Below are 25,282 nucleotides of genomic sequence, written 5' to 3' on the forward strand. Positions count from 1 at the left end.
GGATACGGCCCGGGCTGCAGGCATTCGCGCCCTATTCCCGGGCAGCATCCAGCAGCTCTGCCGCTCCCCTGCCGATCAGCGTCTCCGCAACGCTGAGGCCAAGCAGCTCAGGGTCCGAGCCGGTCATCGTTTCCTTCAGCATCGTTTGGCCGTCCGGCGAACCGACCATGCCCGTCAGCTCGATACGCGGACGGCCATCGCCGCCCTGCTCCCCCGTCAGCTTGGCATAAGCCCCGATCGGCACCTGGCATCCGCCGTTCAGCTTCCCGAGAAAGGCCCGCTCCGCCTCGACCGCAAGCGTCGTCGGCTCATGACGGTAATAGGAGAGCAGCTTCAGGATGAACTCGTCATCCCCGCGGCACTCGATGCACAGCGCCCCTTGTCCGACCGCAGGCAGACAAAGCTCAGGCTCCAAATAAGCGGAGATTCTATCCTGCCAGCCGATGCGGTGCAGCCCGGCTCCCGCCAGAAGAATCGCATCGAAGCCTTCCGTCTCCAGCTTGCGCAGCCTGGAATCGATATTCCCCCGCACCGGCTCGATCTTGAGATCGGGACGATAGTGCTGCAGCTGACTGGCACGGCGCAAACTGCTGGTTCCCACCTTGGCGCCTTTGGGCAGATCATCGATCCCGTATCCGCTTCGCATGATCAGACAGTCCCGCGGGTCCTCGCGCTCAGGCACAGCGCCAACGACCAGGCCGTCCGGCAGCTCGAAGGGCATATCCTTCATGCTGTGGACAGCAAGATCCACCTCGCCATCCAGCAGCGCCTGCTCGATCTCCTTCACGAACAGCCCTTTGCCGCCAACCTTGGACAGCGTAACGTCCAGTATCCGGTCTCCCTTTGTCACAATCTTCTTTAGTTCGAACTCCGCTTCGATCCCGTGCTCGGCGCAAAGCTTACGCAAATGCTCGATCACTTGGCCAGTCTGAGTTAAGGCCAGCGCGCTTTGTCTCGTTCCCACAACGATAGTCCGCATGTCTTGATCGCTCCCAGCTTATGTATAGTCGTTCTCGGCAAGCCATATCCCGATGCGGCGTATGCCTTCGGGACTCGGGTCCCGGCGCACCCGATCCAGCAGCTCCTCCCGCAGCGGCTGCGGTAGGCCGCCCTCGGCACGCATACGCCGCTGCAAATCCCAATCCAGCATCATACGAAACAAGGTCTGACGCTGCCCGGTATCGGCTACGAGCTGCTGGACAGTCAGCCTCAGCTCCAGCAGCAGGTCCAGGTACGTTTCATACCCGCTGCCCAGCCATTCCCCGATCTCGTCGCGGACAAGCTGCGCCAGCCCCGGGCTGGCGCCCGAGGTCGATACCGCGACCGTGAGTCCGCCTTGTCGGAGTACGGCGGGCAGCAGCAAGTCCCCGTGCTCCCTTGTATCCGCGGCATTGACCCAAATCCCCAAAGCCGCCCCTTCCTCACGAACGGAAGCGTTGACGCCTTCATCATCCGTAGCCGCAAACAGCAGGGCCGCCTCTTGCACCTCTTGCATCCCCTGCTCATAATGACGCCGGACCAGCCGCAGAAGACCCTGGGCGGCCCAAGTTCCCAGCGCCGCCGTCGTTCGCGGACTGATGACCGTCACCTCGGCGCCTGCGTCCAGCAAGCCCTGTACCTTGCGCTGAGCCACGCGTCCGCCGCCGATGACACAGCACCGTTTTCCCTCCAGCTGCAGCATAACCGGATACCATCGTGTCATGGCCGCTCCACCTTTCCTTACGACCATTGATGGAAGGTCGAGTAATAGTTAGTCAATATAAAATTAGCCAGCGTAATCACAAATGCGGCCAGGTTCCACAAGGCCAGCCTGTTCCCGGGCGCTTTGAGCAGCATTCGCTGAAACAGATAAAATACGTAGGCCAGCAGCACAAACCAGGAATTCAGCACTTTCGGATCAAGGAACAGCGCGTAATCGCCTTGAATCGCGATCCAGACGATGCCCAGCGAGATCGTCATCAGCATGAGAGGTGCTCCGATCAGAACCGCCACAAACGCGAAGTGGTCCATCCGCTCCAGACTCGGCAGCCGCTGCATGCGCTGCGACCATTGCTTCTCCTTCAGCTTGCGGTGCAGGAACAAGTACATCCCCGAGAAGACGGCGGATACGACAAAAGCCGCATAGCCGGCTACGGCCAGCGAGATATGAATAAATAATAGCTCGTCTTGAATATTCCAATGCGAAAGCGCAGGCGACAAGCCCGGCTTGGAGAACATGTTCAGCGCCAGCACGGAAAATCCGAGCACATTGACGAAAAACACAAACAGCTCTATCCGGAAAAACCGGCTGATCGCCAGCGATACCGTTACCAGCAGCCAAGCGAATATAAACAAGGTCTCGAACATGGAAAACGCCGATAGGCTGGAGTGAACCGTCAAGCTGGACACCAGATAGCCGGTTTGCAAAACCCATACAAAAAGAAGCAACCCTGTCCCCATCCGTTTGGCGCTTCGGTTCGGATTGCTAAAATCCGCGAAGTAAAACAGGAGGCTCAGGGCATACATATACAGTATCGCATCATAAAACCAGGTTTGCGTGACCATGGTTTTTCCTTTCCGGATCAGGCCTTGGCCAGTATGTCGCCGGGCACGGCTACACGCACTTTGGCGAGTAATTCCTCTTTGGCGCGCTCCTGCGCCGCCTCCGCTTCCCGCTGCCGCAGCTCCTGCTCCGCCCGTTTCTGCCCGTCCAACTGCTCTTCCAGAGCAAAAATTTTGGTGAACATATCCAGCGCCTCATCTCCGTGGCGCTCTGCGGCCATTTCTTTGATGCGAACTATCGGATCGCGCAGCATCTGGTTGACGATGCTCTTCGTCAGCTTGCTGATCACTTTAAGCTCACGTTCATCCAGCTCCGGCAGCTTCTTCATCAGGCTGTCCATCGTCTCTTCATGAATGACGGATGCCTTGGACTGCAGCGCCTGGATAACCGGGCTGATACCGAGCGTCTTGGACCATTGCTCGAACGCCGCCATCTCGTTCTTGATCATGGCTTCGATCTGCACAGCCGCTTTATGTCTTTCTTCCATATGGGCATTCACCAACGATTGCAGATTATCGATATCGTACAGGAAAACATTAGGCAGCTCACCCAAACGCGGGTCCAGATCGCGCGGTACGGCAATATCCATCATGAACAGCGGTCGCGACCTGCGCCGCTGCAAAATACAGGACACCTGCTCCGCAGTGAGCACATAACCGGCCGAACCGGTCGAGCTGATCACAATGTCCGCTTCCTCCAGATGAATCCCGAGCTTGTCCATCGTGCTTGCCACGCCTCCGAAGCGTTCTGCCAGCTCTGCGGCGCGGCTTAAAGTACGGTTGACGACCGTCACCTTGCTGGCGCCGCTGCTGCAGAGATGCTTGACGGTAAGCTCGCTCATCTTGCCTGCGCCGATGATCAGCACCTTCTTGTTCTCATAGGTGCCAAAGATCCGCTTGCCAAGCTCGACAGCCGCATAGCTGACCGACACCGGATTATCGCCTATCCCGGTTTCGAAGTGCGCGCGCTTCGCCATCGTGACCGCTTGCTTGAACAGCGTATTGAACAGCACGCCCGTCGTCTTCAGCTGTTGAGCCAGCAGAAAAGCGTCCCGCACCTGGCCGAGAATCTGGGTTTCGCCGATGACCATCGAGTCCAGTCCGCTCGTCACGCGCAGCAGGTGCTCGATTGCCTGTTCATTCTCATAAATATATAAATGCTTGTTGAATTGCTCTTTAGGCACTTGGAACCATTTCTCTATGAACGTTTTGAGGTGATTGGCGCACAACTGCTGCGTATCGACCGCCACATACAGCTCCGTGCGGTTACAGGTGCCCACGATAACACATTCCATCACGCTCCTGGTTGCCTTAAGCTCTTGCAGCGCCAATGGTAAGTCACCCTCGGCGAATGTAAATTTTTCACGAATAGACACGGGTGCCGTACGATAATTTAAACCCGCGACGACGATATGCATCTGGTTCACCTGCCCCCTTCTCTGAATTTTAGGTTCATTATATCATAGCGATACGCGGTGCTTCGACAAAATTTATGAAAACTTTTTTAACGTTCTTAAGGGGACCCTTGCCATTTTTAGTTCTCATAGTAGTTTTTTCTGAAAGCTTCCCTCATATACCTGCTCATAGGCTTTCAGGAAAAATACCGGCAGGATGAAAAGAAATAACCCCGGAATGTGACCTCCGAGGTTACCATATGTCAGTCTCTTATTATTTAACCAATTGAGCTTGCTTTAGAACCGGTGTTTCGACTTGCAATTCGCCGATACCGCGCACGATTTTCTTCGCGTGTACAGTTTCAGGCTTCAACACAGACAACATGTGCTCGATCGCGAGTTGAGGATCTACCGTTTCGCCGCAAGTATAACAATCCAGAGCCGCGAATCCTCTCTCAGGATACGTATGAATGGAGAGATGGCTTTCCGAGAGCAATACAAGAACAGTTGCTCCTTGGGGTTCAAATTGCTTCGATTGTACCGACATCACAGTTGCTCCGCATGCCTCAGCTGCTTCTACCATTTGCGCCTGTAACCACTCTGCACTGTTGAGAAGGTCGAAGTCGACTCCCCAAGTGTCTACAGCTACGTGTCTTCCGAAAGTTGAGTATTCCATCTTTCGGTTCCCCCTTCCTAGGAATAAAATGTTTTGAAAATTTCATCCGCTAGGACCTACGTCATTCACTTCTCGAGGGAATAATCTCTCGCAACATTCAATGTCCTGAGTGAATCCTGGTTCCTATTTTGTTTTCAACGAAAATAAAAATAACATCTATTGACCAGAAAAGCAATACTTTTTTTAAAACTATTTTTTTAAAGACTTGAATGTTGTCAGTACATGAGCACAATATGTGGAAAACTTGGCCGATGTGCTGGCCCGCTGCGGCATCGAAGAATTTTTTTGAGCGGACTCTCGCTGTACAGAGAAAACCGCTTTTTTCAGCCGCGGCCGAAAAAAGCGGTTTTCTCTGTACACAAGTCTTGTATGGAATTAAGCTTCGAGTACGAAAAGACGGTGTGTAAGCTTATGCAGGCGGCCGTCGATATGCTCGCGAAGACCATCGTCCTGCAGTTCATTTCTCAGATCGAGCAAGCTGTTGATCTGCGTGCGGACAGAGGAGATTTCGGCTTCCACTTCGTTTCTGTGGAACAATCTCTCGAGCTGACCGAGCGTATCGCGGTATTCATACACAACTTTCTCAGAGGTTTCCGTATTTTCCGTAATCTTGACGACAGCGCCTTGTTGGTACGTATAAATCATCGTATAACCTGCGTAGATTCGGTGAACAACAGCATCGCCTTTGAAGAGGGATACAGCTTTCCGCATAGCGTTGACGATATTTTTGTTATGAATGCGGCAGGTGCCTTGGCAGACGTACAAATTCATTTGACGCTCGAATGACAGGACGATATCCTCATCCGCGTCATCCTCCAATACCACCTCTTGGTTACCGTTCTCAAGCACTTGCACTTGCATAGAAGCTCCATGATCCTTGAACATGCGGATAAAGCTGTCCATTTCGGCTTCCGTTAACTGTAGGCAGGTTTTGACGTATACGGTCGCTAACCTATTTGCCATAAAAATCCCTCGATTCATTGTTTTCGAACCTTGAAGCCTGCATTCTGATTTGTTGTTCTATATACATTATACTACATATTTATTTAATATTCCTGCTTGCAAGCCTTTGTATTTCGCCGGAATTCAGAAAAATCCGCTTTTTCCCGGAGTGAGGCCGAAAAAATAACCTGATAACTCGCTATCGCGCACGATGTTCCAGATTTCCCTGCCTAGCTTGCATGCGGGCTACCTCTATATTCACCCATTCCTCGGGATTTGAAACAGCTGGGGCGGGCTTAAGAAAAGAATCATCTATGCGGCGGAATCACCGGAAACCGGATGCAAAAAAGACCCCGTGCGGCTTGCCGACAGCCGGGATCTCCTGCTCCATTCACTCTGATTGCTCATTCCGGTTACTCGGCTTTCGGCTCCGTAGGGGGATTGCCCGGCGCCGCTCCGTCCTCCGCAAGCGCTTCAGCCGTCGCCTCCGGCAGCTCTGCGTGAGCTTCCGCCTCTGCATCGCCTGCGCCGTATCCGATACGCTGCTCGATCAGGCTCCACAGCTCGTCCTTGCCGAGCCCAAGCTCGGAGGAGAACAAAATCATCGGGTCGCTTTTGTCAGCCCCGAGCGTCTCGCGTATGACTTTGACATGCTTCTGCCACTTGCCCTTGGGGATTTTATCCGCCTTGGTCGTGACGATGCATACAGGCACTCCGTGATGCTTCAGCCACTCGTACATGGCCTGATCGTCCTTGGACGGCGGATGACGCAGATCGATGATCAGCAGCACCAGCTTCAAAACCTCGCGCCCAAGCAGATACTCTTCGATGAACTTGCCCCACTTCTCCCGCTCCGTCTTGGACACCTGGGCATACCCGTAGCCGGGAAGATCGACAAAATACAGATCGTTATTAATCCGGTAATAGTTTAATTGCTGCGTTTTGCCCGGCTTGGAGCTCGTTCTGGCTAAATTTTTGCGGTTGATCATCCGATTGATCAGAGAAGACTTCCCGACATTGGAACGCCCTGCCAGAGCTAGCTCCGGCAAGGCATCCTCGGGATACTGATTCGGACGAACCGCGCTGATAATAAACTCAGCTTGGTTGACCTTCATTGATGCTCACTCATTTCTGCTTCTCGTTAAAGACGTATTTCACACGCTGCGTTTATACCCGGGCAGGCTTTACCAGCGCATGCTCAAGCACCTCATCCATATGCGATACCGGATAAAATGTCAGCTCGCGGCGGACGCTTTCGGGAATTTCCTCGATGTCCTTCTCATTATCTTTGGGCAGGATGATCGTGCGGATGCCGGCCCGATGGGCGGCCAGACACTTCTCCTTAAGCCCGCCGATCGGCAAAACCCGGCCCCGCAAGGTGATTTCGCCGGTCATCGCCACATGGCGGGAGACGGGAATATTCGTAAGCGCCGAGATCAAGGCCGTTCCCATCGTGATGCCCGCAGACGGACCGTCCTTCGGGATAGCCCCTTCCGGAATATGGATATGAATATCGAATTTCTCGTGGAAATCCGGCTGAATCTGGAATTGCGCGGCCCGGGAGCGCGTGTAGCTGAATGCGGCCTGCGCCGACTCCTTCATCACATCGCCCAGCTTCCCTGTCAGTGTCAGCTTCCCGCTGCCCGGCATCACGGTCACTTCGATAACCAGCGTATCCCCGCCAACCTCCGTCCAGGCAAGCCCTGTCACCGCTCCGATCTGATCCCGCTCTTCGGCTACGCCGAACCGGAACTTGGGAGGCCCCAGAAACTCCTTCAGGTTGTCCGCCGTTATAGACACGCTCTCCGCTCCGCCAACGACCTGCTTGGCTGCCTTCCGACAGACGGAGGAGATTTGCTGCTCCAGATTGCGCACGCCCGCTTCGCGCGTATATTCGCGTACCGTCCTCATAAGAGCGGCCTCTTCGTATACGAGTTGGCCGTCTTGAAGGCCATGATCCCGCTTCTGCTTGGGCAGCAAATAATTGCGGGCAATATTCAGCTTCTCGATCTCCGTATAGCCCGGGATATGAAGCACTTCCATCCGGTCCAGCAGCGGCCGCGGAATATTGTGAACGACGTTCGCCGTCGTTACGAACATGACGTTCGACAGATCGAACGGCACCTCTACATAATGGTCGCTGAATGTCGAGTTCTGCTCGGGATCAAGCACTTCAAGCAGTGCCGAAGCCGGGTCTCCTCGGAAATCCATCGCCATCTTGTCGATCTCGTCAAGCAGGAAAACCGGATTGCTGGTGCCTGCTGTTTTCATCCCTTGAATGATGCGCCCCGGCATCGCGCCGACATACGTGCGCCGGTGACCGCGGATCTCCGCCTCGTCCCTGACGCCCCCCAGCGAGATGCGCACGAATTCGCGTCCGAGCGATCTGGCGATCGAACGGGCAATCGACGTTTTACCGACACCCGGAGGTCCGACGAGACAAAGAATCGGTCCTTTCAGCTTCTGGACAAGCTTCTGAACGGCCAAATATTCAAGCACGCGTTCCTTCGGCTTCTCCAGGCCATAATGGTCCTCATTGAGAATTTCTTCCGCTTTCTGTATATCCAGATCATCCTCTGTCTTATGCGCCCATGGCAGGCCGAGCAGCCAATCGATATAGTTGCGGATAACCGAGCCCTCCGCCGAGGTCGCCGGCATTTTCTCCAGCCGCTCGATTTCCTTCTCAATTCTTTCGCGAACCTTCTCGGGAACCTCATTCTCGTTCAACTGGTTGCGAAGATCCTCAGCCTCGCCGGCCCGGCCTTCCTTCTCGCCGAGCTCCTTCTGAATCGCCTTCATCTGCTCGCGAAGATAGTATTCCTTCTGAGTTTTCTCCATCTGCTTCTTGACGCGTTGGCTGATTTTCCGTTCGAGCTCCAGCACTTCCCGTTCATTGTTGAGAATGGCCAGCAGCTTCTCCAGCCGCTGCTTGACATCCACCGTCTCCAGAATGTCCTGCTTATCTTTAATTTTCAAGGACAGATGACTGCAGATAACATCGGCCAGCCTGCCCGGCTCATCGATATCCGATACCGCTGCAAGCGTTTCCGGGGTCACTTTCTTGGATAAATTAATATAATGTTCGAATTGCGTCAGCACCGTGCGCATCAGCGCATCGATCTCCGGATCGGACGTATCCTGCTCCGGCAGCTCGCGAACGTTTACTTCGTAATATTCTTCATTGGTCAGGAATTCGGCAATTTCCGCCCGGACCACACCCTCCACCAACACGCGGATCGTCCCGTTAGGGAGCTTCAGCATCTGGCGTACCTTAGCGATCGTACCGATCCGGTAAATGTCTTCGGTTTTCGGCTCCTCGATATTTACCTCGGACTGCGAGCACAGCAGAATCATGCTGTCGTCGACCATCGCCTTCTCCAGCGCGCGCACCGACTTTTCCCGGCCGACGTCCAGATGCAAAACCATACTCGGGTATACCAGCAGCCCCCTCAGCGGCAGCAGCGGCAACCGTCGCATCTTATGCTTGCTTGGCCCCATATCCCGGCACCTCCCGACTTTACTGACTTGCAGCTCATTCTTGAGTCACTTACATGCTTCTTTATCTTAGCAAAATTACATGCAAAACACCAATGAGCCAACCCTGTCCTTAACGAAGTTTCTCCCAAAGCGCACCCGCGTATAAGTGGAAGTTCAAACAAACCCGTCCGCCGGGTCCTTGAGGATGTCTGCGTATGGGTCATGCTTAAACACTGAATAAATATGCAAAAAACGCGCTCAATCGAGCGCGTCAGCATGCAATATGGCCACGGAAGCCGGAGCGGCGCCGTCTACCGCTATCGTATCCACGTCGGCGCGTTCGGCCAACTGTAGGCCGAGCGAATGGTGGAGCGCTTCTTCGATGGAATCCACAGGAACGACCTCCAGGCCATGCAGGCCCGCAAATATTTCCTGCCAGTTTTCCTTCGGAATGATGACCTTGGTAGCTCCGGCCTGGAAGGCTGCCTCCACCTTGGCGATGACGCCGCCCACCGGCTTCACTTTCCCGTGTATGCTAATTTCACCGGTCATGGCGACATGGTTGTCAACGGGAATCTGCTTGATAGCCGAGGCGATGGCGACCGCCATCGCCACTCCGGCCGACGGTCCGTCGATCGGGATGCCTCCCGGAAAATTAATATGCAAGTCGTAATCATAGGGACGCAAATTTTTGCGGCGCAGCACGGTCAGCACGTTTTCAACGGAGCCGCGGGCCATACTTTTGCGCCGCAGCGTCCGGGAGCCGCCGCCCATCTCTTCCTCATCGACAACCCCGGTAATGGTGAATTGTCCGGCTCCAGGCTGCACAGCCGGGATCGCCGTAACTTCGATATCGAGCAGCATCCCCATATTGGGACCGTATACGGCTAGCCCGTTGACGAGTCCGACCTCAGGCCGGTTCTGGATCTTTTTCTCCGGACGGGGCGAGATTTGCGAGCTGTTGACCACCCATTCGACATCGGACGCCGTCAGCTCTCTGCGCTGATCCGTCAAGGCCAGGCCGGCGGCAAGCTGGATCACATTCACGGCTTCCCTGCCGTTTGTCGCATACCGTTTCACCACATCGACAGCAGCCGGATTGTCGGGAAAGCCGATTTTCTTCAGTGCCTTGGAAGCAATCAGGCCGATCTCGTCGGGAAGCAGCGGACGGAAGAAGATTTCCATGCAGCGGGAACGAATCGCCGGCGGAAGCTCGGACGGGTTGCGCGTCGTGGCTCCAACCAGCCGGAAATCGGCCGGCAGCCCATTTTGAAACACGTCATGAATATAGCCCGGCACATTGTTGTCTTCCGAATTATAATAAGCGCTCTCCAGGAATACTTTCCGGTCCTCCAGCACTTTCAGCAGCTTATTCATCTGATGCGGATGAAGCTCTCCGATCTCGTCGATGAACAAAATGCCGCCATGGGCTTTGGTTACGGCTCCCGGCTTGGGCTGGGGAATGCCTGCGACGCCCATGGCGCCCGCCCCTTGGTAAATCGGATCATGAACGGAGCCGATCAGCGGATCAGCAATTCCGCGCTCGTCGAAGCGTGCGGTTGTCGCATCGATTTCCGTGAACTTCGCATCAGGGCGAAACGGCGATTCCGGGTTTTTCTTCGCCTCTTCCAGCACGACGCGCGCTGCGGCGGTTTTCCCTACGCCAGGCGGACCGTAGACAATCACATGCTGAGGATTGGCGCCGCATAAGGACGCCTTCAAGGCGCGCAGCCCTTCTTTTTGTCCGACAATATCGTCCATGTCCTGCGGCCTTGTTTTCTCGGCGAGCGGTTTATTTAAGGAAATCGTCCGCAGCCGACGGAGCTTTTCCAATTCCTTCTTCGATTCCTTATCCACGGCCGAACGATTGGTTTGTTGGTTGCGGAGCAAATTCCAGAAGTACAAACCGATGACGATGGCAAAAAACAGTTGAATAACCATTAAAACCACACTGATATTCATTTTCCCTTCACCCTCCTGCTTGCAAACTATAATTGGTAGTATTGCCCTCTGCTGACAGCATTAATCCCTATAGCCTGCAAAGTTTTTCGGAATGCTAGTCCTATGCGTTCCATACTCTATCCGGAGATCTTCCGGGAAAGGAAGCCACGATGATCTATCCAACCCTTCGAGCATTAGGACGGATTGCTGCCGCAGCCCTACTCCTGTTCAGCCTGCCGGCTTCTTCCTGGGCGGCGCTGCCGGACTCTTTCTTGCTGCCTGAGATTAAAACCGATCACCCCGCCCTTTCCCAGATGGATATCGTTATCGACGTTGGCCATGGCGGGATCGACAGCGGCACCACGCATGGCGGTATTTTGGAGAAGGATATCAATCTGACGATCGCCAAGCTCACCTACGAGCAGCTTCGGCAGAAGGGCTACCGGGTGCTGATAAATCGAGTGGACGATTATGCGCTCAGCGGCGAAAATATGTGGTTGAAGTCCAAATCCAGGCATATCAAGGATTTGGCGCAGCGGGCGATGCTTGCCAATGAAGTCAAGCCAAAGCTGGTCATCAGCCTGCATGTGAATGCCGCCAAACGCGCATCCTCCCGCGGCGCTTTGATTCTGCATCAGAAAGACGAGCGCAGTAAAGCGCTCGCCCTGTCCTTGCAGACCAGCCTCAATGAGATGTACGGCATTCCGAACACGCCGGTGTATGGCCGGACCTACTATCTGCTGAATTACTCCAAAAGCCCGACGGTCATCGTGGAGATGGGTTTTCTGACGAATAAGGAGGACCGGGACTGGTTAACAAGTCAGAAAGGCCAGCAGGCCGTTGCCGACCGGATATGCGCCGGGGTGGCCGGTTATTTGCAGAATCAGCCTTCAGACAGCGGCCATTGATTGACTTGGCGGCCCGGCTGCTTCTATTGCATCATCTGAGCAATCGGGACAAATACGGCGCCCGATTGCCGGATTGCCGGGATCGCGCTCCCAAGCACGTCGGCCGTATGCTTGCCGGGAACTCCTACATGCCCGATCACGATCGTGGCTTCGCGGGTATTGGCCAGCTTCTGAAGCTTGACTCCCTGCTTGGCAATATGGCTCCGGGTGTATACATCATCCAGAAATAAGTTGTTGCTGGCTGTAGGCACCCCCAATTCGCGCGCAAGCTTGCCGATCACACTTTTATCCGTCGTGCGGCTGTCCAGCACGAACAGCCCCTTTTCCTTGCACACCGTCAGAATGATTCGCATGATCCGTTCATCAGCCGTCACCTTGGACCCCATATGATTGTTGATGCCCGTCGCATAAGGCACATCCTCGATCGCTGCCGTGATCCGCTGGCGCACCTCTTCGTCCGTCAGCTTGGTCGTGATGGCTCCGGGACCAAGCCATTCAGGCTTGCCCGCATTCGGCTCCATCGGCACATGCACGAGCACCGTATGCCCCTTGCGGTGGGCCCACTCCGCATCCCGCTTCGTCGTCGGCAGGAAAGGCATGACCGCGGCCGCGAAAGGAACGGGCAACTCCATCATCTGCTCGGTCCCCAGCATATCATTGCCGAAGTCGTCGATGACCAGCGCTACCCGTCTGACTGCACCGAAATCCGGAGGCTTGAGCGGCGAAGCTGAGGAAGTGTCGGCGGGCACGGCTGCCCCGATAACCATCCCGAGCAGCAGAACTGCTGCAATCAAAGCCTTTGTTCTATACATGCTCTCGCCTCATCTCTTCTGGAAGTTATACCTCTAAAGCTTTCGCCAAATCTGAGAAATGTATGCAGGGAAAGCGGTGCTAAGCAGCCGTCTTCTAAAATAATAAAAAAGACCGTGAGCTCTGCGGACAGAACGCACGGTCTTTCATTATAAACACAATCGCCAAACAGCGCGGGCTGTGCAAACCGCCCATGCCCGCCGCCTCAGCCGCGGAGCCCGCTGTTCAGGCTCTAAACGCCTGCATGATGCTTGCGCCCAGGGATCTCTCCCGTACGCTCGAAGTGCTCGACAATAACGTCGATCTCCTTCTTCAGCTCGGAGAGCAGATCAGCCTCCGGCACTTTACGGATCATCTCTCCGTACCGGAACAGCATACCCTCGCCTCGCGCTCCCGCGATGCCGATATCCGCTTCCCGCGCTTCCCCGGGGCCGTTCACCGCGCAGCCCAGCACCGATACTTTGATCGGCACCTTCAGCTTCGAGATGTACGCTTCAACTTCATTGGCGATCGAGAACAGATCGATGTCCAGCCGGCCGCAGGTCGGGCAGGAGACAAGCGTAGCCGCATTCGTGATCAGCCCGAATGACTTCAGCAGCTCGCGGCAAACCTTGACCTCCTCGACCGGGTCAGCGCTCAGCGAGATCCGGATCGTGGAGCCGATGCCCATGCTGAGCAATGCTCCGAGACCTGCCGCGCTCTTGACCGTCCCCGAAAACAAGGTCCCGGCCTCGGTGATGCCCAGATGCAGCGGATAATTAAAGGCAGCGGCAGCTTTCGTATACGCGGCGATCGCCATCGGAACGTCGGAGGCTTTGAGCGACACGATAATATCGCGGAAGTCCAGCTCCTCCAGAATCCCGATATGATAAAGCGCGCTCTCTACCATCGCTTCCGGCGTCGGGTAGCCGTATTTTTCCAGCAAATGGTTTTCCAGCGAACCTGCATTGACGCCGATCCGGATGGGAATCCCCTTCTCCTTGCACGCCTTCACGACAGCCTCTACCTTCTCGCGGCGCCCGATATTGCCGGGATTGATCCGGACCTTATCGATGCCGTTCTCGATGGCGAGCAGCGCCAGCCTGTAGTCGAAATGAATGTCGGCGACGAGCGGGATCGATATCTGCTTCTTGATTTCCTTGATCGCTTCCGCCGCTTCCTTATTGTTTACCGTGACGCGCACGATCTGGCAGCCCGCTTCTTCGAGACGATGAATCTCGGCCACGGTCGCCTTTACATCCGCCGTCTTGGTCGTGCACATGCTCTGGATGATAACCTCATTACTTCCACCGATGGTCAGGTTGCCGACTTTAACCGGAATCGTTTCGGTTCTGTGGAACATAGATTTCTTCTCTCCCATGATACCAAACATCCTCCGCTCCGCATGCGGAACTCGCCCTATGAAAAAGGTAGTTCCGTCTGCGGATTGGAGGTGTCCGGGTTTGTTTGTATTCGTGCGCTTACGCGCTTTCTTCTTTTTTCTTTATCGGCGCATCGAGGGCTGTAATAGGCGGAGCAATCTTCTCCTGCACCGCTTCTTTAGTCACAACGCACTTGGACGATTCCGTACGGGAAGGCGCTTCGTACATGACCTCCAGCATAATGCCTTCGATGATGGCGCGCAATCCCCGCGCTCCCGTGTTGCGCTTGATCGCTTCCTTGGCAATTTCCTCAAGCGCTTCAGGTTCGAACTCGAGCGTCACATCGTCGATGTCCAGCATCTTCTGATACTGCTTCACCAGGGCGTTGCGAGGCTCGGTCAAGATGCGGATCAAGGCTGCTTCATCCAGCGGCTCCAGCGTGGAGATGACCGGCAGACGGCCGACAAATTCCGGGATCAAGCCGAATTTGAGCAAATCTTCCGGCAGTACCAGCGATAAATACTCGCCCGGCTTCAGATCGGCCTTCTGTCCGTCCGTGCCGAAGCCAATGACCTTCTTGCCGATCCGGCGCTTGATGATCTGTTCGAGGCCGTCGAAAGCACCGCCGCAAATAAACAGAATGTTGGTCGTATCGATCTGGATAAACTCTTGATGCGGATGCTTGCGTCCGCCTTGCGGAGGAACGGAAGCGACCGTGCCTTCGAGAATTTTCAGCAGGGCCTGCTGCACGCCTTCGCCCGATACGTCGCGGGTAATGGACGGATTCTCGGACTTGCGGGCCACCTTATCGATCTCATCGATATAGATGATGCCGCGCTCGGCTTTCTCCACGTCGTAATCAGCCGCTTGGATCAGCTTGAGCAGGATGTTCTCCACATCCTCGCCGACATAGCCGGCTTCCGTCAAGGAGGTGGCGTCAGCGATGGCGAACGGAACGTTCAGGATTTTGGCCAGCGTCTGGGCGAGCAGCGTCTTCCCGCTACCTGTCGGGCCGACAAGCACGATATTGGACTTCTGCAGCTCAACCTCGTCGTTCTTGCTGCCTTGCGAATTGATCCGCTTGTAGTGGTTGTAAACAGCCACCGACATCGATTTCTTCGCCTGCTCTTGACCGATTACATAAGAGTCAAGAATGGCGCGGATCTCCTTCGGCTTCGGCACATCCTTCAGATCGAGTTCTTCCTCGTGACCCAATTCTTCCTCAACGATTTCGGTACAAAGCTCGATGCATTCGTCGCATATATAAACGCCGGGACCGGCGACCAGCTTACGTACCTGCTCCTGCGACTTTCCGCAGAAGGAGCATTTCAGCTGACCTTTCTCATCGTTAAATTTAAACATGGGATCACTCCTTTTCTAAGTCAAATCACTGCGAGTGATAACCGCATCAATGAGGCCGTAAGCTTTCGCATCCTCAGCACTCATGAAGTTGTCACGGTCTGTGTCGCGTTCAATTCTGTCGTAGGGCTGACCGGTGCGCTCTACATAAATTTGATTCAGCTTCTGCTTCGTCTTGATGATCCAGTCCGCGTGGATCTTGATATCGGAAGCTTGACCGCGGACACCGCCCAGAGGCTGGTGAATCATCACTTCACTGTTCGGCAGCGCGAAGCGCTTGCCCTTGGCTCCGGCCGTCAGCAGCAAGGAACCCATGCTCGCCGCCATCCCGACGCAGATCGTGGATACGTCCGGCTTAATGAACTGCATTGTATCATATATACCCATACCGGCCGTCACCGAACCGCCCGGAGAGTTAATGTACAAGCTGATATCTTTCTCAGAATCCGTTGCAGCCAAAAACAGCAGCTGGGCAATCACCAGGTTGGCGACGTCGTCATCAATCGCGCTTCCCAGAAAAATAATACGGTCCTTGAGCAGACGCGAATAAATATCATACGATCGCTCGCCCCGACCCTCCTGTTCCACAACCATAGGCACTAGAGTCAAATGTCCCAACCCCTTTACTCCAAGAATGCGCAGCAAAATTTGCTTACCCTGTATTGTAACATGTTTCACCTTCAAAGTCATATCCGCCGGAACCTTGTCTTCTACAAATTTCGGCGCTTGGTCCGCCCTTCCTCGCAGAAAAACGAACGTTTATGCAGCTCTCATTCATATGTATGTAACCAGTCGAACACCTAAACCTTCTATGTCGTTGTCAGACTTGCCTAAAAATACGCCTTGCCGTAAACCGCTCCCCGCCGGCTGCGATACGGATGCCGCACCCCTCTACATTACTTGAGGCGCAGCGTTTTGCCGTATCTACAAAACAAAGGCACGCATAAGAATACACGTGCCCTTGTTGTCTATGTCACGCCGCTGAACACGGACGCTTAAGCCGTTTTGCTGTTGTCTACGAGGAACTTGACCGTCTTGCGAGCTACAACGTCCTGCACGAGCGTGCCCAGCGAGCCGTTTTGTGCGAAGATGCTGCGGATCTCGTTAGCGGAGCGGCCGTACATGCCCGCCAGGTTGTTCAGCTCAGCTTCGATATCCTCTTCGGAAGCTTCGATTCCCTCAGCCTTTGCAACCGCTTCGAGCACGAGGTTGTTCCGTACGCGCTTCTCGGCGTCGCCTGCCATCTGAGCTTTCAGGTCTTCCTGCGTCTGGCCGGAGAACTGATAGTACATTTGCAGGTTCATGCCTTGCGTGCGCAGACGGTTTTCGAACTCTTTCACCATTTGCTCGGCCTCGTCGTCGATCATCACTTGAGGAATTTCCACTTGAGCCGCCGTCGCAACTTTCTCTACGACGTCCGCTTCTTTCTTGCGCTCGTTTTCGGATTGCTTGCGCTCTCCCAGCTTCGCAGCCAGGTCTGCCTTGTACTCCTCCAATGTCTCGAACTCGCTGACATCTTTGGCGAACTCGTCGTCCAGAGCAGGCAGGTTTTTGCGTTTGATATCATGCAGCTTGACTTTGAAGACGGCTTCCTTGCCCTTAAGCTCTTCCGCATGGTAGCTCTCAGGGAAAGTAACGTTAACATCCTTCTCGCCGTCCTTGGCAAGACCCACAACCTGCTCCTCGAATCCCGGGATGAAGCTGCCGGAGCCGAGTTCAAGCGAATAGCGCTCAGCTTGTCCACCTTCGAAAGCAACACCGTCGACGAATCCTTCGAAGTCGATCACAACGACGTCGCCGTTTTGCGCTTCGCCTTCCTCGACAGGAACGAGCTCGGCATGACGCTGCTGCAGACGCTCCAGCTCGGCTGCGATCTCTTCCTCGGACACGCTGGTATCGCCCGCTTCAAGCTCGATGCCTTTGTACTCGCCCAGCTCAACCTCAGGCTTCACGACAACCTTCGCTTTGAACTTGAGGATCTGGCCTTTGGCGAATTGCTCAACGTCCACTTCCGGACGGTCGACCGGCACGATGCCCGTTTCCTGAACGGCGGCTACGTATGCATCAGGCACGATGATGTCCAGAGCGTCTTGATACAAGCTTTCAACGCCGAACTTGGATTCGAAAATCGAACGCGGCACTTTACCTTTGCGGAAGCCCGGTACGTTCACCTTGGCCACTACTTTTTTGAATGCCTTGTCCAGAGCGGCAGCTACCTGCTCCGCGTCCACTTCAATATCAAGAACTCCAACGTTCTTCTCTATTTTTTCCCAACTTGCTTTCATTTTATGCCTTCCCCTCCAAAAATGGTCGATAATCAATTTTCACGTTCTGGCCGCCTAGTTCCGCTATGCGGACAAGCCCGCCAATATAACCACTATATTATACCCGTAATGCCTGTAGTTTTCAAGGGTGCTCCCCTATTCGTTATCGGGCCCGGCTACAAGCCCCGCCCGAACATGGCCGAAGCGAACTGCTGCATGATGCGGTACGCCTGCTCCCACTGGAAGGTCAGATCAGAAGTAATCCCGTACAGCTCAAGCAGCTCTTCCTTGTCTCCTCCGTCAAACACGCGCTCCAGCAGCGTGAGATGCAGCGCGGCCGCCCAAACGTCCACACAGGCTTCATCCTGGCGCAGCATCTGCCGGTAGGCGGAGGTGCCGTAGATGTAGGCGAGAAATTCATTCCAGGTTTGCGAGGCAAAATAAGACAATGCGGGATGCTTGATCTCGCTGATTTCCTGCACGCGGGCGATGATTTCCTGGATCTGCGACGGGAAACGGTCGAAATCCGCCGGGGTATCCTCAATCTCGCATACCGCGCTTTCGCCGTTTTTATGTAAGGTGACCGAGCCGGTCACGCCTCTTTTCTTCAGCGTTTGCAAGGTTTTGAACTGAATCAGCGGGTGAAGCTCTTCCTCGCGGAGCCATCCGGTCAAAGCTTCATCGATTCTCCCATGCTCCAGGAAAGCCAGCTGATCCAGCGCCAGCAGCAGCTTGTCGGGCGCCTGCTGGCTGCGGATCGTCTCCAGCAGCCGCTCGGCGTAAGCCTCGCTTTTCTCCTCCCGGGCAAGCAGGTGGCTGCGCAGCAGCTCGGACTCGGATTGCTCCGGCTCCTCCTCCCCGGACGGCTGGCCGCCGGTCAGATCCGGGAACATCATCCGCATCCAGTCCAGCAGAGACTGCCACTCCTCCCGAACGGCGCTGTCGGCCGAATGGCAGCCAAGCAGGAAGACCAGCAGCTCGATGGCCTCGCCGTATCGCTCCGCCTCCAGCAGCCGAGTCAGTTCATATTGATAATACTCAACGGTTTTGGGAAACAAAATCACGTTGTCATGAGGCAGCGAACTCATGGTAACCACCGCCTTTCATCGGGACTCTTTGACAGCAGTGTACCGGAAATAAGGGGCGAAAGCAAAATTTCCCTTTTGCGTACCGTACTAACGCTCGCTGTATATTTTATATTTCCCTCCCGATACGATGTGGACCTTTACCTGAATGTCGCGCAAGGAAGCCTCTGTGAGCGGTTCGTCGGCCGCCGCCGCTCTGCCTCTCTCCCCCGGCAGCATGATAGCCGGCCGGCCGTGAACCTGCAGCTGATACAGGTCCGCTCCAATCTTCACCCCGTATGCGAACGTGCGGCGAATCTCCGCTGCGATGGTCTGGCCGGCCTTCTCTTCCAGCTCCTTCTCCGAGATAAACCGCTTCAGCTCGTTGATCGTGCCGTTCACCGTTACCTTGACATCATAGGTCATGGCGCCGTTCTTATAAGAAGGCAGGATTTTTACCTTCGGATGATGCATACGGATGGCTGCCAGCGGCTTGCCTTCCTCCATAATGCCTATCAGAGCCCGAGTCGTGTTTTTCTCGAGCCAGCGCAGACCCTGGAGCTTGTCAAGCGCCAAATACCCATGCGGCCGTTTCTCCTTGAAGGTATAAACTCCCGCCACTCTCATGGAAGTGAACGGCTTGTCGTCTTTACTCCATACTCGGCTCGACAAAGACAGGCAGGGGAGCAGCGCCGTTCTCCGTGTCCCGCTGTACAGCTGGATAAACCGGTTCAGGCGCAGCGGCTCAACATTCGAGATAATCTCGTAATGAGAGTCCGGAGAATGAAGCTGCGTCGACAGCCGGCTTTTCTCAAAGTTTGGGGAAGCGGTGAACAGCTTGACCATGTCCTCTCGCGTACAGAAGGTCCACATCGTGTATCGCAGCGAGTAATATCTCATGAACGTCTCCAGCACCTCCGTCAGATTCTGGGTGCCGGCCATCTCCTCGCCCAGCACCATAGCCGTGACATGGCCCCAGTACAGCTTGCGCTCGGACATGCTGTAGATCTGGTTGATGGCTTCGAGCAGCGTATCGCCTTTGCCTGTCGCGATCCAGGCCGGCACGGGAGAAGGCTGGGTGCCGCCGGCAGGGTCCTTGGCGATTTTGGAGAAGCTGATCAATTGGAGATAGACCCCGTACTGCTTCTCCTTCTGCCGGTATTCGATGCCGACGGCGTTAACGTAATCCTGGTCGTCCACGTCGCTCGAGTTCCAGCAGCCCGTGAGCGGAAGCAGAACCAGCAAGCACAGTCCAGACAGCAGACGCTTCACGGCTTGTCCTCCCTCTTGACGCCGTCGGAGGAGCTGAGCACCTTATCGCCGAGGAAGGTCGGTCTTCTGCGCTTGTCCCCGCGCGGGAACCGGATCAGGATAAAGCGGAGAGCGGACAAGCGGAAGGGAGATACCGGGATCAGATAAGGCACGCCGAACGATCGCAGATTGGCCATGTAGATCAGGATCGTGATAACGCCGGTAAAGAAGCCGAACAAGCCGAAAAAGGCGGCAAGCAAATAAATATAAAACCGCAGCATCGTAACCGCAAGCCCGAACATGCCGCCCATCAGCACAAATTGGCTGGTCATCGTTGCGGCGGCCACGACCAGGGAGGCCGGCGAGGAAAGACCGGCACGAATAATCGCATCCCCGATGATGAGTCCCCCGACGACGGATATAGACGGGCCGAAGGTGGAGGGAAGCCTAGCCCCCGCCTCGACAAAGAGCTGAAACATGACCAGCATAAGCAGCATCTCGAGCGGCCCCGATATCGGCGTACCCATATTCGCCATCGTGATCGTTGCGAGCAGGGCCAATGGAATCTGGTCCTGATGATAAGTAGTCAGGGCTGTCCAGAAGCCCGGGAGCAGCAGCGCTATGAGAAGGCCCGCAAGCCGCATCGCTTTGCCTATGATCAGCACGGGCGCAGGCAGATGAGCGTCCTCGGGACTTGCCAGCAGAAAAGAGATTTGCACGGGAGCGATCAGCGCGTTGGGCAGCCCGTCCGTCAGCAGCACGAACCTGCCGGAGGCGAGGCTTTCGACCACCATATCGGGCCTGGACGTGTTGTACATCAGCGGGAAGAACGCTAAGCCCGGCCGGAGCAGCATGTTCTTCAACTGCTCATTGGTAAAGACGATCTCCGGCTTGATGGCGCTCAGTCTATCCCGGATATGCCGCAGAGTGTCCGGATCGAGCAGATCGGTCATGTACAGCAGCGCGATATTCGTCTGGCTGCGCGAGCCCACCGTGAACATCTCGCAGGCCAGCAGATGGGTCCGCAGACGCTTGCGGACCAGAGCGACGTTCACCTGCACGCTTTCGACGAACGCATCCTTCGGTCCGTAATTCGTCGGCTCGGTGGTGGAGGCATCCGGCTCCCGCTCAGGCCGCTGGCTGCAGTTGACGCCATAGAGCAAACCGGTCGCCTCCAGGTACAGCAGGCCCCACCCGGCGAACAGGAGCGCGGACAATTGAGCGGTATCGGCCCAGCTTGAGACGGGGCTTACCTGAAACGGGAGGCAGCCTTCGTCTCTCCAGCTCTTCGCCTCGTGGGCGACCCTCTTCTCCCAATCGACCCCCAGCACTTCATTCATGCTTTTGAGGCTGCTGAGCCCCTCGGAATACAAGAGGAGCCCGGCTTGATCGGGCAGCAGGTACTGCTTGACGTCATCGCTTGCCCGGAATAACGACACAAGCCTCTCCCGATCCCAGAGACGCCTGTTTTCTGATGTGGAAGACGTTTCAGTCAACTTGTCCGTCCCTCCCTTCGGCCGGAAATTAATGCTAGGATGAACAACCAGAGTGTAAGCAGAACTAGGAATGGAAGAGAGATCCAAAAATATTGGGTTTTCAGCCATAAATAAAAGCTGTTGTCCGTGAACGGAAGGAGCGCTCCGCAGAGCAGCAGAACAAGCAGGATCAGCAAAACGATGTCCCTGTACCGGACGCTTCTGCCCTTCCCAAGCAGCTCCACCAACAGGCAAAGCGAAACCGACAGCCGCACGAAGGCGCCGGCATACCATTGATAAATCGACAGAAAATCAAGCCGTTCGATGTTATGCGCGATAATGAGCAGCTTCCATTGTTCAAATACCGGGTACCGCTGCTTGACGGCTTCATTGGTTCCGAATTCGGCGATAGCTCCGGTGATCGGACCCAAGGTCAGCCCCACCAGGATAAGCCCAGTGATTGCCAGGTGGAGGAAGCGGACCCGCGTGGACACATGATGCTGCATAAAGAGGAACAAGGTCAGCTCTCCCAAGCCTGCCAATGCCGGTACGCACCCATGCAGCATGGGCAAATACCCCTTCTCCCATATCGGAAATAAAAACGAATAGTCTTTGTTCGGGCCGTTGCCGATGCCGATGAAAAATCCGAATACGACGATGAACGGAAGCAGAATCCCTGTAAGAATCGCAATGGCTGCAAAGCCCGAACGCGCGGCAAAGAAGCAGATGAGCAGCAGAAGGACGCATAAGACAAACAAAGGGGTTTCCGGCAAATAAGAATCCTTGGCCCAAAATACCGTATCCTTCAACGTAATAAACATAACGGCCAGCAAATAGACGCATACCGCCAGGCGGATAATCCGCCCTGTCCATACGCCTCCCAGCCCGCTGATCCAATCCGTGATCGGTTTCTGTCCGCTGCGCCTGACGATGAAGGCCAGCATCGCAATCCACAGCAAATAAGGAGGCACGCTGACAAGCGTGGATACCCAGGCGTCCCGCCGGGCTGCATCCAGCATGACCGGAATGATCAAAACATGGTTCATCAATCCGATGAAGGTCATGATGATCATCACAGCTTGCCCCATCCGTATCGAGCCGGACATCCCGGTACCCTCCTTTATCTGCCTGTATAACCCTAGGTTGCCATATTGCCTTTCCCGTTATACGGCAGACGGGCGGCCGGGGATCATCTCCCCGGCCGCCCGTCATGGACTGCAGCTATTCCATTTTCATCGCAGCTTGGATCAGCTGCGCTTTAATATTCGGATTCTCGTCGATGAAGGCATACATCCGGTCAACGGAATCTTTATTTTTCAGATAATCGCGTTCGTTGCGGATCATCTCGTGAGACCATTCGAGAAGAGCTTTCTCGGCTGCTCCGAGGCGGTTCAGAGCCGTGTGAAGGCCCGTATCCTCCACGAGACGCTCCATCACATTCTGGTCGACTTTGCCAAGCTTCTTCGTCGTCGCGAGCTTTTTCTCAAATGCGCTGTTAGCCGCCTGGAAAAGCTCTTTCGCTTCTTTATATTCCTTCTGTTGTTCGGACATCGTTTTCTTCATGTTGACGGCCACCTTTCTTGTTGCTCCCTAAATGTCGCCAAGCTTCGTCTTAAGCTATAGGTTGGGACAAAACCGTACTTTTCTATGCATAGAAAGCCGAATGGAACGGGAGTTTTCCAATAATTCCTTTGCCCCTAGTTTAGCTTGTCCGCGTCCGTTTGTCCAATTTTTCCCGATCATTCGGCGAGGAAAAGCAGGAGCTTGACCAGACATGAGACGCCGGATCGACGCATACGCTTAAACATCTCGCGCCTCGCCTGGAAAAGGCAGGATCAGCCAACACTTGAGACCAGAGAGGATGAAGACCTATGTGTGGCATCACGGGGTGGATCGATTGGAACCGAGACTTGACCGGGCATTCCTCCATTTTAATCAACATGACGGATACAATGGCGCTGCGCGGGCCAGACGCTTCAGGCACATGGATTACGCCTCGCTGCGCCCTCGGACACCGGAGATTGAGCGTAATGGACCCGGCTAACGGCGCGCAGCCGATGATCCGAAATTGCGGGGACAACCGGTTCGCCATCGTATATAACGGGGAGCTGTACAATGCGCCCGAGCTGAAGAAGGAGCTGGAGTCCCGCGGCCACCGCTTCTCGACCAACTGCGATACGGAGGTGCTGCTCGTCTCCTTCATCGAGTGGGGGCGCGCCTGCGTGGAGAGACTGAACGGCATTTTTGCATTTGCGGTATGGAACGACGAGGAGCAGACCTTGTTCCTTGCCCGGGATCGCCTGGGCGTGAAGCCTTTGTTCTACTCGTATGACTCCGGCCGCTTGCTGTTCGGCTCGGAGCCGAAGGCGATTCTGGCTCATCCCGACTTTCCCGCTCAGATCACAGGCGAAGGGCTCGCCGAAATTTTCGCGGTCGGTCCCGCACGAACGCCGGGGCACGGCATCTACAAAAACATGAACGAGCTTAAGCCGGGACACGCGATGGTCATGGATGCAGGAGGCATCCGGATCACCGCTTATTGGAAACTCGAGAGCAAGCCGCATGAAGACGATGTCGAAGCTACGGCAGCCAAGGTTCATGATCTGCTGAAGGATACGGTCATCCGCCAGTTGGCTTCGGACGTTCCGATCTGCACGCTGCTGTCGGGAGGACTGGATTCCAGCGCCTTGACTTCGTTCGCCGCCACCTACTATAAAGAACAAGGGCTCGGCCCGCTGCATACGTATTCGGTCGATTACGTCGACAATGACAAGCATTTCAAGGCCAACGCCTTCCAGCCGAATTCCGACGCCCCCTGGATTCAGCGGATGACCGACTACCTCGGCACCGTACATCATGACAAAACCTTCGATACCCCCGAGCTTATCGAATCGCTGAAAACCGTCGTGTTCGCCCGGGATACGCCCGGCATGGCCGATGTCGACGGCTCCTTGTATTTATTTTGCAATGAGATCAAGAAGGACGCGACGGTCGCACTGTCCGGAGAAGCCGCCGACGAAATCTTCGGCGGATATCCGTGGTTTCACCGCGACGAGGCGCTGAACGCCGACACCTTCCCCTGGTCGCTAGCTACGCCGGAGAGGGCTGCCTTGCTGTCGCCCGAATTCATAGAGTGGGTAAAGCCGGAGCAATATGTGCAGGACCGGTACCGCCAGGCGTTGTCCGAAGTGCCGCGGCTGGCCGGCGAAAATCAACAGCAGCACCGGATGAGAGAGATGTCCTACCTCAATATTACGCGCTTCATGCCTACGCTGCTGGACCGCAAGGATAGGATGAGCATGGCCGTCGGCCTGGAGGTGCGGGTTCCCTTCTGCGATCACCGGCTTGTGGAATATGTCTGGAATATCCCTTGGGAGATCAAAACATCCGGCGACCGGGAGAAGGGCATTCTCCGCAAAGCCTTGCGCGACGTGCTGCCGGAGGATGTGCTGACCCGCAAGAAGAGCCCTTACCCCAAAACGCATAACCCGGGTTATTTATCGGCCGTTCGTTCCTGGGTGCTCGACATTCTGGATGATTCCACTTCCCCTCTGCTGCCATTCATTGATGCGAAGAAGATCCGGGCGCTGGCCGAAAACGACAATGGACAATTTAATCTGCCCTGGTTCGGGCAGTTGATGACCGGCCCGCAGCTGTTCGCCTATCTGGCCCAGGTGGATACGTGGCTGCGCCACTACAAGGTCTCGATCCGGTGACGGCTGGCAGCACCGGTCGCGGCTTCCAAAACAAAGACGCCTTGGGTCCCGCGGTTTCCGTGGGGCTGAAAGCGTCTTTGTGCAGCATTATTTTAGGCGGGGA

The 25,282-nt window shown here is 55.4% G+C and carries 21 protein-coding genes; 2 read left to right on the top strand and 19 right to left on the bottom strand.

Features of this window, described 5'->3' with window-relative positions; all coding sequences use genetic code 11:
* Positions 1–31: 31 nt before the first annotated feature.
* The 9 genes from hemC to lonB all read right to left on the bottom strand — a co-directional run bounded on the left by hemC (position 32) and on the right by lonB (position 10,992).
* Complete coding sequence (hemC, locus tag BLR08_RS13800) at positions 32–979, bottom strand: hydroxymethylbilane synthase (RefSeq protein ID WP_072330774.1); 948 nt, start codon at positions 977–979, stop codon at positions 32–34.
* Positions 980–997: 18 nt separating this feature from the next.
* Positions 998–1,702, bottom strand: a complete 705-nt coding sequence (locus BLR08_RS13805; protein WP_072330772.1) for a precorrin-2 dehydrogenase/sirohydrochlorin ferrochelatase family protein — start codon at positions 1,700–1,702, stop codon at positions 998–1,000.
* A 17-nt stretch (positions 1,703–1,719) separates the two neighbouring features.
* A complete protein-coding gene (gene ccsA, locus BLR08_RS13810) occupies positions 1,720–2,544 on the bottom strand; it encodes a cytochrome c biogenesis protein CcsA (RefSeq protein WP_072330770.1) in 825 nt (274 codons plus the stop codon).
* 17 nt (positions 2,545–2,561) lie between these two features.
* The gene (gene hemA / locus BLR08_RS13815) at positions 2,562–3,959 is read right to left on the bottom strand and encodes a glutamyl-tRNA reductase (RefSeq protein ID WP_072330768.1); all 1,398 of its coding nucleotides are present in this window, start codon (positions 3,957–3,959) and stop codon (positions 2,562–2,564) included.
* Between the two features lie 250 nt (positions 3,960–4,209).
* The gene (gene speD, locus BLR08_RS13820; protein WP_072330766.1) at positions 4,210–4,611 is read right to left on the bottom strand and encodes an adenosylmethionine decarboxylase; all 402 of its coding nucleotides are present in this window, start codon (positions 4,609–4,611) and stop codon (positions 4,210–4,212) included.
* 375 nt (positions 4,612–4,986) lie between these two features.
* Entirely contained in the window at positions 4,987–5,574 is a 588-nt protein-coding gene (locus BLR08_RS13825; RefSeq protein ID WP_072330764.1) for a non-ribosomal peptide synthetase module, read from the bottom strand.
* A gap of 392 nt (positions 5,575–5,966) precedes the next feature.
* Entirely contained in the window at positions 5,967–6,668 is a 702-nt protein-coding gene (yihA, locus tag BLR08_RS13830; protein WP_072330762.1) for a ribosome biogenesis GTP-binding protein YihA/YsxC, read from the bottom strand.
* 52 nt (positions 6,669–6,720) lie between these two features.
* Positions 6,721–9,051, bottom strand: a complete 2,331-nt coding sequence (lon, locus tag BLR08_RS13835) for an endopeptidase La (protein ID WP_072330760.1) — start codon at positions 9,049–9,051, stop codon at positions 6,721–6,723.
* A gap of 237 nt (positions 9,052–9,288) precedes the next feature.
* Positions 9,289–10,992, bottom strand: coding sequence for an ATP-dependent protease LonB (lonB, locus tag BLR08_RS13840; RefSeq protein ID WP_072330758.1), 1,704 nt, complete (start codon positions 10,990–10,992; stop codon positions 9,289–9,291).
* 149 nt (positions 10,993–11,141) lie between these two features.
* Here lonB and BLR08_RS13845 point away from each other — a divergent pair, with 149 nt between their 5' ends.
* On the top strand, positions 11,142–11,879 hold the full coding sequence (locus BLR08_RS13845) for an N-acetylmuramoyl-L-alanine amidase family protein (RefSeq protein ID WP_072330756.1): 738 nt from the start codon (positions 11,142–11,144) through the stop codon (positions 11,877–11,879).
* A 23-nt stretch (positions 11,880–11,902) separates the two neighbouring features.
* Here BLR08_RS13845 and BLR08_RS13850 read toward each other — a convergent pair whose 3' ends face one another.
* From BLR08_RS13850 to BLR08_RS13895, 10 genes are all read right to left on the bottom strand, one after another.
* Entirely contained in the window at positions 11,903–12,691 is a 789-nt protein-coding gene (locus BLR08_RS13850; protein WP_072330754.1) for a divergent polysaccharide deacetylase family protein, read from the bottom strand.
* 230 nt (positions 12,692–12,921) lie between these two features.
* Positions 12,922–14,031 carry a flavodoxin-dependent (E)-4-hydroxy-3-methylbut-2-enyl-diphosphate synthase gene (gene ispG / locus BLR08_RS13855; RefSeq protein ID WP_072330939.1) on the bottom strand — a complete coding sequence of 370 codons (1,110 nt, stop codon included), beginning with the start codon at positions 14,029–14,031 and terminating at the stop codon, positions 12,922–12,924.
* Between the two features lie 118 nt (positions 14,032–14,149).
* Positions 14,150–15,412, bottom strand: a complete 1,263-nt coding sequence (gene clpX, locus BLR08_RS13860; RefSeq protein WP_072330752.1) for an ATP-dependent protease ATP-binding subunit ClpX — start codon at positions 15,410–15,412, stop codon at positions 14,150–14,152.
* A 15-nt stretch (positions 15,413–15,427) separates the two neighbouring features.
* Positions 15,428–16,018 (bottom strand): ATP-dependent Clp endopeptidase proteolytic subunit ClpP, encoded by a 591-nt coding sequence (gene clpP / locus BLR08_RS13865; RefSeq protein WP_072330937.1) that lies wholly within the window; start codon positions 16,016–16,018, stop codon positions 15,428–15,430.
* A gap of 386 nt (positions 16,019–16,404) precedes the next feature.
* Positions 16,405–17,694 (bottom strand): trigger factor, encoded by a 1,290-nt coding sequence (gene tig, locus BLR08_RS13870; protein ID WP_072330750.1) that lies wholly within the window; start codon positions 17,692–17,694, stop codon positions 16,405–16,407.
* Between the two features lie 155 nt (positions 17,695–17,849).
* Positions 17,850–18,761, bottom strand: coding sequence for a hypothetical protein (locus BLR08_RS13875; RefSeq protein ID WP_072330748.1), 912 nt, complete (start codon positions 18,759–18,761; stop codon positions 17,850–17,852).
* 87 nt (positions 18,762–18,848) lie between these two features.
* On the bottom strand, positions 18,849–20,009 hold the full coding sequence (locus tag BLR08_RS13880) for a Ger(x)C family spore germination protein (protein WP_072330747.1): 1,161 nt from the start codon (positions 20,007–20,009) through the stop codon (positions 18,849–18,851).
* Positions 20,006–21,484 (bottom strand): spore germination protein, encoded by a 1,479-nt coding sequence (locus BLR08_RS13885; protein ID WP_256257629.1) that lies wholly within the window; start codon positions 21,482–21,484, stop codon positions 20,006–20,008. The genes BLR08_RS13880 and BLR08_RS13885 overlap by 4 nt, the downstream gene beginning before the upstream one ends.
* Positions 21,481–22,569 (bottom strand): GerAB/ArcD/ProY family transporter, encoded by a 1,089-nt coding sequence (locus BLR08_RS13890; RefSeq protein WP_072330743.1) that lies wholly within the window; start codon positions 22,567–22,569, stop codon positions 21,481–21,483. Before BLR08_RS13890 ends, BLR08_RS13885 begins: the two co-directional genes overlap by 4 nt.
* Positions 22,570–22,684: 115 nt before the next feature.
* A complete protein-coding gene (locus BLR08_RS13895) occupies positions 22,685–23,026 on the bottom strand; it encodes a hypothetical protein (protein ID WP_072330741.1) in 342 nt (113 codons plus the stop codon).
* A 308-nt stretch (positions 23,027–23,334) separates the two neighbouring features.
* Here BLR08_RS13895 and asnB point away from each other — a divergent pair, with 308 nt between their 5' ends.
* Positions 23,335–25,179: an asparagine synthase (glutamine-hydrolyzing) gene (gene asnB, locus BLR08_RS13900; RefSeq protein WP_072330739.1), complete on the top strand. Its 1,845-nt coding sequence runs from the start codon at positions 23,335–23,337 to the stop codon at positions 25,177–25,179.
* Positions 25,180–25,282 lie beyond the last annotated feature (103 nt).

Origin of the sequence: Paenibacillus sp. cl123, assembly GCF_900101595.1 — a bacterium.
In the GTDB taxonomy this organism is placed as follows: domain Bacteria; phylum Bacillota; class Bacilli; order Paenibacillales; family NBRC-103111; genus Paenibacillus_G.